The sequence below is a fragment of the Streptomyces sp. NPDC058964 genome, assembly GCF_042741275.1.
Lineage (GTDB): Bacteria > Actinomycetota > Actinomycetes > Streptomycetales > Streptomycetaceae > Streptomyces.
On the sequence record NZ_JBHYKH010000318.1, the window covers coordinates 1 to 10,347 of the forward strand.

The following is a 10,347-nucleotide window of genomic DNA, read 5'->3' on the forward strand; positions in this document are numbered from 1 at the left end:
ACCTCGGCTCGCGGCCTGCTCCGCCACGAGCTGCGCGAACACCTGCTGGCCCACGAGCAGGACCCCGCCGTGCTCGACGCGCTGCTGCGCGCGGCCGCCCGGGGCGGCGGCGCGGGGCCCCCCCCCGGCCCGCGCGCCCCCCCCCGCCCGCCCGCGCGCCCGCGGGGCGGGCGGATGCCGCGCCCGCCGCGGGCCAGGATCCGGGTGTGCGCGGCGAGGCCCCGCGCAGATTCCGCCGGGACCGGCGCCACAAGATGGTCGCGGGGGTGTGCGCCGGGCTGGGGCGGCACACCGACATGGACCCCGTGATCTACCGGATCACCCTCGCGGTGCTCGCCGCGGCGGGCGGGATCGGCCTCATCTTCTACGGGTTCGCCTGGCTCTTCGTGCCGTACGAGGACGAGGAGGAGAACGAGCTGCGCAAGCTGCTGACCGGACGGGTCGACGGACAGGCCCTGGCGGCCGTGCTGTTCGCGCTGGTCGGCTGCGGGGTGTTCCTGACGATGCTGAAGAACGGCGGGGTGCTCACGTTCGCCGCCGTCCTCTCCCTGCTGCTGGCCGGCGCCGGCTACTGGTCGCAGCGGCGCGGCGCCCCCGACCCCGACCCTTCCCCGAGCTCTCGGCTGCGCTCGAGCAGGGGAGGCCCCATTGCCGCGCAGGCGGTGGCCGACGCCCCGCCGGAGGCCCAGGCGCCGCCGGTGCCCACCTCCTACCCCTCCTGGTGGCGCGACCCCATCGTCAAGGACGGCACACACGTCGGCGGCACCGGATATCTGTGGGGCCCCGGGGACTCGCCCGACCGGGACATCGCGGCGGCCGTCGACGCCGGTCCGGGCAACTCCCGCGGCGGCGAGAGCACGAGGGTCCCGCACACCGCGCCGGCACGGCCCCGCGGTCCGCGCTGGATCGGCGGCTGGATCTTCCTGCTCGCCCTGCTGGCCGGCGGCCTGGGCACGGGCCTGACGTGGGAGGGGCACCCGCTGGGCACCAGCCTGCAGGCCGGCCTCGCCGCCGCGCTCGTCGTCCTCGGCCTCGGGATCGCGGTGAGTGCCGGTCTGGGACGTACGGGCGCCGGGTCGGTGTTCCTGGCGATCGTGACGGCCGCGCTGCTCGCCGGGGCGTCGGCGCTGCCCAAGGACATCACCACGCACTGGCTGCGCACGACGTGGAAGCCGGCGTCGGCGGCGGACGTGCAGCGCAAGTACGACCTCGGCACGGGCGAGGGCACCCTCGACCTGACCGGGGTGCGGGTCGCCGAGGGCCGGACGCTCCGGACGGAGGCCGCGGTGGGTGCGGGCAGGCTGCGGGTGATCGTGCCTGCGGACGTGACCGTGCGGATGAGCATCGACGTGGGAGTCGGCGACATCCAGTTGCCGGGCGAGGACAAGAAGGACGTGGACGTGGCGCCGGGCAAGCACAAGGACGTGACGCTGACACCGAGGACGGGCGGCGGCCACGCCGGCACGCTCGACATCGATCTGCAGGTCGGTGCGGGACAGGCGGAGGTGACCCGTGCTGCGTCATGAGTTCCAGCCCGGGAGGCTGGTCGCCGGCCTGTTCGTCACCGTGACGGGCGTCGCCTACGCGGGCGACGCGGGCGGCCTGTGGGACACGCCCTGGTTCGCGGTGCTGCCCCTGGTCGTGGGCGGCCTGTGCCTGGCGGGTGCGACGGGCGTCGTGGCCCGGCGCGTCCGGGGCCGGCGCGGCTCCGGACGCGGGAACACGGCCGGAGCCGGGCGCCTACCGGAGTGACCGCTGCCGTCGCCTCGAGCGCAGCAGCGCGTCGAGGGAGAGGTAGGGGGTGCCTGCGAGGACGAGGGGCAGCCAGGCCATCAGGTAGGCGAGGTCGTTGCCGTAGTAGTACGGGGTGGAGGCCCAGCTCACCGTCAGCCACAGGCTGAGCGAGATCAGCGCGCCGCCGAGCGCGGCGAGCCGTCCGAACAGGCCGACCAGGATGCCGATGCCGACGGCCAGTTCGCCGAAGGCGATGGCGTAGCCGAAGCCGACCGGGTTCTTCAGGGCCAGGTCGACCAGGGCCGGGATGGCGGCGGAGTTGCGGACCGCCTGCATGGTGTCACCGATCGAGCCGGAGCCGCCCGACTTCATGAAGGCGCTGTTGGTGAGCTTGTCCAGGCCCGCGTAGGTGAAGGTGACGCCCAGGAAGACGCGTAGCGGGAGGAGGGCGTAGCGGGTGGCGGTGGCCCGCCAGTCTCGATCGCCCTCCAGATAGGGGGTGTGCGTGCCCGTACGAATACTGTGAGTCATCGCTCCTAGCCGCCTCTCGCCGTACCGAGACCCCTCAACAGACCATACGTACGACAAGCGGAAGCGGCTCAACCCTCTCCCGGAGGTTTTTCCGATTTCGTCCCGGTCGCCTCCGCGCCCCGCCGTCCCGTCAGTCCGTGATCTCGACGACGCACCGGTTGGTGGCCACGCCCGCCGCCGTGATCACCTGTACCTCCACCCGGCCGGGCTCGACGTCCACCGGGACCGGCACCGTGAGAACCGTGTCCGAGGGGTTGCTGAAACCGCCGGTGACGGGGATCAGGGGGACGTGGACATCGACCGCGCCGACGCGGACCACCATCCGCGAGAGGTGGTCGGCGGTCTGCGCGCCGGGCGGGACGAAGCAGGCGCCGCGGATCTCGATGTCGTCGCCCGTGCGGATCGGCCCGTCCAGGTCGCCGGCCTCGCGGGCGCGGACGACGGAGAGGATCACCGGGCGGCCGCCCTCCGCGTACTTGCCGGCCAGGTAGGTCGCGGCCGAGACCAGGACCACCACCGCGAGGCCCCAGGGCAGGTCGGGCAGCTGGTCGGGGCGGCGGGCCAGGCGTACGGCGGCGAAGAGCAGGGCGACGGAGCCGATCACGGCGTACTGGATGTCGGCGAAGGTGCCCCGGCCGGAGTCGTCGGTGAGCAGGTCGGCCGAGCGCGGGCGGGGCGCGCGCACCTTCTGCAGCCGTTGGCCGAGGACGCGCAGGCCGACCACGCGACGGACGAGGACCGCGATGCCGCACACCACGGCAAGGACGGTCACCACACCCGCCCCGCGGGCCAGTTCGAGCCCGGACAGGAGCGCGTCGCGTTCGGCGTGGTCGGAGGCCGCCGCGAGGCGGCCCGCCAGGACCAGGACCGAGTACGCCACGAACAGCACCCAGGCCGCCGCCACGGCGCGGGACGTGGAGAGGCGGTTGTCCTCACCGATCACCGGGGCCAGCGCCCCGCCCCGCGCCCGGTGGAACCACGACGCCGCGGTCAGCGCGCCGGCCACCACCAGCGCGGCGAGCAGTCCGGCGGTGCGGGCACTCGTCCAGCCCGCGCCGACCGCGGTCAGGGACTCCACCAGAAGCAGGAGGAACACACCCGCCCACAGGACGTACAGCGTGCGCAGCCACAGCCTGGCGAGCCAGGCGTCGCCCTCCGCGCGCCCGCGCTCGGCGACGACCTCGGCGGACTGGGTCAGTTCCTCGGAGACCCACTGCCGGGAGGCGGAGGCGGAGTGGGCCACCGCCGCGGGCAGCCCCTGCCCGGCCGCGAACCCGTCGCGCTTGAGGAGGAAGTCGGCCACGGCCCGCCGATGCCCCTCACGCGCCCCGTGCGGGCAGTCCCCGCAGGTGCAGCCACCCCCGTGGGCAGCCCCGCGCGCGCCCGTCTCCGCGCTCTGCCTCGCCTCCTGCACCGCCACGCCCGACGCCCGCCCTTCCCCATGACCCACGACCCGGGGCACGGCCGGCGGCCCCCGCCACGGAGGCCGGCCGCCGCCGTGCAACTCCCATGCGACGAGAGCGAATTGTGCCCTACGCCACGTCGCCGGCGTCCGGCAGGTGGTCTCCCCGGGTGAAGATCGCACCGCAGTGTTGACCCGGCTGCGGGAATTTCGGTATGGCCGAGATCATCCAGCGGGACGGGACCTGGGCCTTCGACGGCAGCCAGGTCCGCATCGACTGGGCCGACACCTCGGACCGGGTCGAGCGGGCGACCGGGCCGCGGATCATCGCCGTCGGCGATCCGCTCCCGGTGGAGTGGCTGCGGGGGAACACCCGCCGCGACGTGCTCTCGGCGCTGGTCGCGGCCGCGGTGACCGCGCGGCTGCCGCATCCGTCGCCCGCAGCGCGGCCTCGCGGGCACGGACGACGCGGGTTCCAGTGGTGGTACCGCGCCGCTCCTAGCTGAGCAGATCCGGTTCGCTGCGGCTGATGTCCTGCCACAGCGGCTGGTAGTTGATCCAGGCCACCAGGTCGCCGCCGAGCTGTTCGCGGGTCGCCACCGCCAGTTTGTGGTCGATGAGGAGCGGGCGGCCGGCCGCCTTCGCCATCAGCTGCACCCGGCAGGACTTCTCCATCGACAGGAACCACCAGGCCGCCGCGTCCACCGAGTCGCCGACCGTCAGCAGCCCGTGGTTGCGCAGGACGAGCGCCTTGTGGGAGCCGAGCGCGGTCGCGACGCGGCGGCCCTCCTCGGCGTCGACGGCGACGCCCGTGTACGTGTCGTACAGGGCGTGGTCCTCGTAGAAGGCGCAGCTCTCCTGGCTGATGGGGTCGAGCAGGTCACCGAGCGCGGACAGGGCCCGGCCGTGCACCGAGTGGCAGTGGGCGACCGCGACGACGTCGGGGCGGGCGGCGTGCACCTGGGCGTGCACGGTGAACGCCGCCTGGTTGACGTGGTAGCGGCCCTCGATCACCTGCCCGTCCTGGTTGGCCAGTACGAGGTCGCTGACGGTGACGTGCTTGAACGGCATCCCGAACGGGTTGACCCAGAAACAGTCGGAGAACTCCGGGTCGCGGGCGGTGATGTGCCCCGACACCCCGTCCTCGAATCCGGACCGGCCGAAGAGCCGGAGCGCACCCGCGAGCCGTTCCTTGCGGTGCCTGCGTTCGTCGTCGAGCGAGTCGTGCATCGGCGGCATCGCGAACTGCAGCCGGTCGGTGGGCAGCGGCAGGGGTGGGGTGGGGCCGTGCATGGGTCCTCCTGCACTGGTTTGCTTCACGAGGCGGAAGTTACCGTCGGTCAGCGCAGGAGAACAGAGCTGTTCTGTAAAGAAGACGCGTGCAACCGTTCCGGGGTCTCGTGGGTCTGTGCTGCGGAATCTGAAGTTCAGCAGCAGCTTTCAGCCACGCGGAGCCCTCCATGAGTCAGGCCGAACGCCATCTCGACAGCCTCGTGCGACAGCTCGCCACACAGCAGCAGGTCGATCTGGTCCACCCCCTCGCCGAGCTCAAGACCTCGAGCGCGCTCGTGTACGTAGCCGAGTGCTTCGGCTTCCGCTACGCCGGCGTCCGCCTCGTCGGTCGGTACAAGGTGCTGCACGTCCGTCTCGTGCGCGACCCCGAACCGTGGGCCCGGCAGCGCGCGGCGACGAACGCGGCCACCTTCACGCAGGTGGGAGCGGGTGGACCGGTGCCGGGCATGTACCTGAACTCGCTCACCCCGGTTCCCGAGGCCGAGGCGGACGTCGACCTGATCCGCATCCTCATCACGTACGACGGTCTCGTCGAGACCGGTAATCGCAAGCAGCTGCTGACGATGGGCTGGGGCTTCGGGGCCCTGTTCCTGCTGCTCGCGGTGGTGACCGGCGTCTACGCAGTTCTGCTGCCGCTCGCCGTGCTGATGCCCGCGTTCATGCTCGGCGCACTCCGCGTCAACACGGCCCGCCGCGCGAAGCTGGCCCGGCGGCTGACGGAGGCCGGGTGCACACCGGTGCGGGACGAGGCGGGGCGGGAGCGGTACGTGAGACCGGTGCCGTACACGGCGTGAGCGCGGTCGGTTGGCCTCGGTCGGTTGGCCTCGGATACCTGACAGAAGATGTCGGGTATCGGCGTGAGACTGGCTCGTATGAACTGGGCAGACTTCAGCACCGCCGAACCCGAACTCGCCATGATCGCGGAGGGGCGCTTCGGCGCCTTCACGCACCACGTCCTCGCCACCCTCCGCAGGGACGGCTCCCCCCGCACCACCGGCCTGGAGGTCCGTTTCCTGAAAGGCGAGTTGTGGCTCGGCATGATGCCCGACTCGCTGAAGGCCCTCGACCTGCGCCGGGACCCCAGGTTCGCGCTGCAGGCGAACCCGGGACCGGGCACCGGCATGGGCGGCGGGGACATCCGGATCGGCGGCCGGGCGGTCGAGGTCGACGACCCGGAGGTGAAGGGGGCGTACGTGGAAGAGGTGGAACCGCCGCAGCCGTTCCACCTCTTCCGCACCGAAATGACGGAGGTCGTACGGACCTACGTCGAGGACGACACGTATCTGGTCGCCCAGGTCTGGCGGCCCGGAGAGCCGGTGCGGACTCTCAAGCGGACCTGACCGTCACGAACGGGAGGACTACTCCCACTCGATGGTGCCCGGGGGCTTCGAGGTCACGTCGAGGACGACCCGGTTGACGTCCCGGACCTCGTTGGTGATGCGGGTCGAGATGCGCGCGAGGACCTCGTACGGGAGGCGCGACCAGTCGGCGGTCATCGCGTCCTCGGAGGAGACCGGGCGCAGCACGATCGGGTGGCCGTAGGTACGGCCGTCGCCCTGGACGCCGACGCTGCGGACGTCCGCGAGCAGGACCACCGGGCACTGCCAGATGTCGCGGTCGAGACCTGCCGCGGTCAGCTCCTCGCGGGCGATGGCGTCGGCCTCGCGGAGCAGGTCCAGGCGCTCCTTGTTGACCTCGCCGACGATGCGGATGCCGAGGCCGGGGCCGGGGAACGGCTGGCGCTGGACGATCTCCTCCGGCAGGCCGAGCTCCTGGCCGACCATCCGGACCTCGTCCTTGAAGAGCTTGCGGAGCGGCTCGACGAGCCTGAACTCCAGGTCCTCGGGGAGCCCGCCGACGTTGTGGTGGGACTTGATGTTGGCGGTGCCGGTGCCGCCGCCGGACTCGACCACGTCCGGGTAGAGCGTGCCCTGCACGAGGAACTCCACCGCGGGACCCTCGTCCGCGATGATCTCCGCCTGGGCCTGCTCGAAGACGCGGATGAACTCGCGACCGATGATCTTGCGCTTCTCCTCCGGGTCGGAGACGCCCTTGAGGGCGGTCAGGAAGCGCTCCTCCGCGTCCACGACCTTCAGCTGGACGCCGGTCGCGGCCACGAAGTCCTTCTCGACCTGCTCGGTCTCGCCCTTGCGCATCAGACCGTGGTCGACGTACACGCAGGTCAGCTGGGAGCCGATGGCCTTCTGGACCAGGGCGGCGGCGACGGCGGAGTCCACACCGCCGGACAGACCGCAGATGGCCCGCTTGTCGCCGACCTGCTCACGGATGAGGGCGACCTGCTCGTCGATCACGTTGCCCGTGGTCCAGGTCGGGGACAGGCCCGCGCCGCGGTAGAGGAAGTGCTCCAGGACCTGCTGGCCGTGCGTGGAGTGCATGACCTCGGGGTGGTACTGGACGCCGTACAGCTTCTTCTCGTCGTTCTCGAAGGCGGCGACCGGGACGACGTCCGTGGACGCCGTGACGGTGAAGCCCTCGGGGGCGGCGGAGCAGGCGTCGCCGTGCGACATCCACACGTGCTGCTCGGCGGGGGTGCCCTCGAAGAGGGTGGAGGACGCCCTGGAGACGTGCAGGTCCGTACGGCCGTACTCGCGCGCGCCGGTGTTGTCGACCGTGCCGCCGAGAGCCTGCGCCATCAGCTGGAAGCCGTAGCACATGCCGAAGACGGGGACGCCGGCCTCGAAGAGCGCGCGGTCGAGGCGGGGGGCGCCCTCCTCGTACACGGACGAGGGGCCGCCGGAGAGGATGATCGCCGCGGGGTCCTTGGCGAGCATCTCGGCGACCGGCATGGTGCTCGGCACGATCTCGCTGTAGACCCGCGCCTCGCGGACGCGACGGGCGATGAGCTGGGCGTACTGCGCGCCGAAGTCGACGACCAGGACGGTGTCGGGGGTGGCGGCAGCGGGAGTCGCTGATGACACGGGGTGCCTTCCGGCGGTTTGGGCGGGGGTCTTGTGCCGACGATTCTACCGGGGTGGCCGTGGGTGACCTCGCCCTCGTACCGGGGCCGGCGCCCCGGCAACCGGAAGCCCCGTGGCATACTGACCCCATGCTCACGCAGACGACCTTCCTCTTTACCTATGGCAACCGGCCCGCCGGCTGCCATGGTCGTGCTGCTTGAGCGAACCGCCAAGCGACTTCCCAGGCGCCCCGGGCCGACAAGGCCCGGGGCGCCTGTCGTTTTCCGGGTCCTGCCGTTCCGGGGCACCGTGTCCGAACTCACGAGGAGCCCCCGACATGTCCGTCACCCCCGCAGAGAAGACCGGCGCCCGCACCGCCGAGGCCGCCGACGTGATCAACGGCGCGCGCGAACGCATCGACGCGCTCGACGATCGGATCATCGGCCTGATCCAGGAACGGATGGCCGTGTCCGCCGTGATCCAGGAGGCCCGGATCACCTCCGGCGGGCGGCGCGTCAACCTCTCCCGGGAGATGGAGGTCCTCGACCACTACCGGGAGGCACTGGGCAAGCCGGGGACGTCCCTCGCGATGACGCTGCTCGAACTGTGCCGCGGCCGCATCTGAGTTCGAACCCGCACTCACCCGTACGGCGCGTGACCGCCTCGCGCACCGCTTCGTTGGTCCCGGTGTCCGTGCCAGCCAGGGGCGGGCCCGAAAGAACCACGCGTGGCTCGCTGGAGCGATGAGACGTGCGGATCGTGCCGTGCGTCGTGGGACCTCGCTCCAGACAAGTGACCGGACGGCAGGGGACAGCAGCCCGGTCATTCAAGAGATCGGTCGGCTCCGGGGACGCCCGGGGCCGACCGGCGGAAAACTGCAAAAATGCACAAGGGCTGGGTCAAAACGGTTGCGGAGGCCGCGCCCATCCAGCACGATGCGCAGAAAGCCCCCCAAGTCCCCGGACACACAACCGCATTGCAATGCGCCGCCCGACCGCCACAGGTCGAAACCATCCGCGCGCCCCGAATGCGCCGGGGCGCCGACCGAGGCACGGAGGGCGGAGGACACAGAGGAAGAGCCAGCGGCGCAACCCCCCGGCGCCGCTCCCCGGGCACCGACGCTGCCCTGACGTCGGTGGTGAGGCACAAGGGCCCGTTGGAACCGTCCCACGGGGCCCTTCGCATGCCCTCGAGGTGTGACCCAGGCCACATAAGAATCCTGTGAGTGAACGGGCAACCTTTTACCGGCCTCACTGATCCAACCTGCTGAATCAAAGAAACCGGTAAGAACCGGTCGCACAGCAGAACCAAGGGTCACACCCGCGCCCCACACGCGGAGCCCGCCTCCACTCCGTGCCGCCCACCGCGGTACGCCGGACTCCACGAGGTCTTCATGAAGCTTCGCCGCGCCATGGCCGCAGCGGCCGCGACGGCCGCCATAGCCCCGCTGGCCCTCCTTGCGGCACCGGCCGCGTACGCGACCGACGATCCGACGTCCGCCCCGCCGAGCGTCACCGAGAGCGTGTCGCCGAGCGAGAGCGCCGACCCGTCCGCGAGCGAGTCCGCCTCGTCGAGCGCCCCCGCGCCCAGCGACTCCGCGTCCGCCCCCGCGAGCGAGTCGGCCTCGGCCTCCGCGTCCGCGTCCGCGTCCGCGAGCGAGTCCGCCTCGGCCTCCGCCAGCGCCTCCGCGCCCGAGGAGTCGGAGTCGCCGGATCCCGAGCCGTCCGCCTGCGAGGACACCAAGGTCGACGTGAGCATCACCGGCCTGCCGGGCAAGATCGCGGCCGGCAGCGGTTGGCACAAGTTCTCGCTGAACGTGCTCAACAACTCCGACTCCACCCTCAACGACCTCGCCTTCTTCGCCGGAGCCTCCTCCGACAAGGCCGGCGAGGACCTGTTCAAGAGCAAGCAGGTCCAGCTCCAGGCCTGGGACCCGGACAACAAGGTCTGGGAGAACCTCGACGAGGGGGGCTACGCGGTCGGCTACGTCGGTTACACCGACGAGCTCAAGCCCGACTACGAGGTCGACATCCCGCTCCGTATCAACGTGACGTCGTCCGCCCCGGTCGGCGCCGGCTTCTCCCTCGGCGCGACGATCTACGGTGACAGCGACGCCGAGTGCACCGGCTTCGGCGACGTCTCGTACAAGTTCCAGATCGTCTCCTCCGGCACGGACACCACCGGCACCAAGCCGCAGGAAGGCGGCGAGGCCCCGGTCACCGACGACAAGCCGGACAGCAACACGCCGGAGGTCGACGGCAGTCTCGCCTCGACCGGTTCCAGCTCCGCGCTGCCCATGATCGGCCTCGCCGGCGGTGTCGCCGTCGTCGCCGGTGCGGGCGCCGTCTTCGTGGTGCGGCGCCGCAGGGCGGGCGCCGAGGCGTAAGGCGCAAGGCGCGACGCAAGACGGGAGAGGGACCTGCGCTCGGAGGGGGGCGCAGGTCCCTCTTGGCGTTCGCGGGCTACTTC

11 protein-coding genes and 1 pseudogene are annotated in these 10,347 nt (G+C 71.9%); 7 read left to right on the plus strand and 5 right to left on the minus strand.

The window, feature by feature from the left end:
• Both ACFW2E_RS30870 and ACFW2E_RS30875 read left to right on the plus strand, forming a co-directional pair.
• Positions 1–1,526 (plus strand): PspC domain-containing protein (locus tag ACFW2E_RS30870; protein ID WP_384470359.1); only part of this gene is annotated, 1,526 nt, incomplete at its 5' end.
• Positions 1,513–1,752, plus strand: coding sequence for a hypothetical protein (locus ACFW2E_RS30875; RefSeq protein ID WP_384470360.1), 240 nt, complete (start codon positions 1,513–1,515; stop codon positions 1,750–1,752). The genes ACFW2E_RS30870 and ACFW2E_RS30875, both read left to right, overlap by 14 nt.
• Here ACFW2E_RS30875 and ACFW2E_RS30880 read toward each other — a convergent pair.
• Positions 1,741–2,265, minus strand: coding sequence for a DoxX family protein (locus ACFW2E_RS30880; protein WP_384470361.1), 525 nt, complete (start codon positions 2,263–2,265; stop codon positions 1,741–1,743). The genes ACFW2E_RS30875 and ACFW2E_RS30880 overlap by 12 nt on opposite strands.
• A 130-nt stretch (positions 2,266–2,395) precedes the next feature.
• Complete coding sequence (locus ACFW2E_RS30885; protein ID WP_384470362.1) at positions 2,396–3,685, minus strand: hypothetical protein; 1,290 nt, start codon at positions 3,683–3,685, stop codon at positions 2,396–2,398.
• Between the two features lie 218 nt (positions 3,686–3,903).
• On the opposite strand from ACFW2E_RS30885, the pseudogene ACFW2E_RS30890 reads away from it, so the two are divergent.
• A pseudogene (locus ACFW2E_RS30890) lies at positions 3,904–4,125 on the plus strand (Tat pathway signal sequence domain protein); the annotation flags it as partial.
• A 40-nt stretch (positions 4,126–4,165) separates the two neighbouring features.
• Here the strand turns inward: ACFW2E_RS30890 and ACFW2E_RS30895 are convergent.
• Positions 4,166–4,960 carry a class II aldolase/adducin family protein gene (locus ACFW2E_RS30895; protein WP_384470363.1) on the minus strand — a complete coding sequence of 265 codons (795 nt, stop codon included), beginning with the start codon at positions 4,958–4,960 and terminating at the stop codon, positions 4,166–4,168.
• A gap of 167 nt (positions 4,961–5,127) precedes the next feature.
• Between ACFW2E_RS30895 and ACFW2E_RS30900 the strand changes: the two genes are divergently transcribed.
• Positions 5,128–5,754: a hypothetical protein gene (locus ACFW2E_RS30900; protein ID WP_384470364.1), complete on the plus strand. Its 627-nt coding sequence runs from the start codon at positions 5,128–5,130 to the stop codon at positions 5,752–5,754.
• 78 nt (positions 5,755–5,832) lie between these two features.
• Complete coding sequence (locus ACFW2E_RS30905; RefSeq protein WP_384470365.1) at positions 5,833–6,300, plus strand: pyridoxamine 5'-phosphate oxidase family protein; 468 nt, start codon at positions 5,833–5,835, stop codon at positions 6,298–6,300.
• 18 nt (positions 6,301–6,318) lie between these two features.
• On the opposite strand, the gene guaA is transcribed toward ACFW2E_RS30905, so the two are convergent.
• Entirely contained in the window at positions 6,319–7,899 is a 1,581-nt protein-coding gene (guaA, locus tag ACFW2E_RS30910) for a glutamine-hydrolyzing GMP synthase (RefSeq protein ID WP_384470366.1), read from the minus strand.
• Between the two features lie 316 nt (positions 7,900–8,215).
• On the opposite strand from guaA, the gene ACFW2E_RS30915 reads away from it, so the two are divergent.
• Complete coding sequence (locus ACFW2E_RS30915) at positions 8,216–8,503, plus strand: chorismate mutase (protein WP_384470367.1); 288 nt, start codon at positions 8,216–8,218, stop codon at positions 8,501–8,503.
• Positions 8,504–9,192: 689 nt separating this feature from the next.
• Here the strand turns inward: ACFW2E_RS30915 and ACFW2E_RS30920 are convergent.
• Positions 9,193–9,636, minus strand: coding sequence for a hypothetical protein (locus ACFW2E_RS30920; protein ID WP_384470368.1), 444 nt, complete (start codon positions 9,634–9,636; stop codon positions 9,193–9,195).
• Here ACFW2E_RS30920 and ACFW2E_RS30925 point away from each other — a divergent pair.
• Complete coding sequence (locus tag ACFW2E_RS30925) at positions 9,629–10,264, plus strand: LPXTG cell wall anchor domain-containing protein (RefSeq protein WP_384470369.1); 636 nt, start codon at positions 9,629–9,631, stop codon at positions 10,262–10,264. The two genes, ACFW2E_RS30920 and ACFW2E_RS30925, sit on opposite strands and share 8 nt — an antisense overlap.
• The last annotated feature ends 83 nt before the right edge of the window (positions 10,265–10,347 follow it).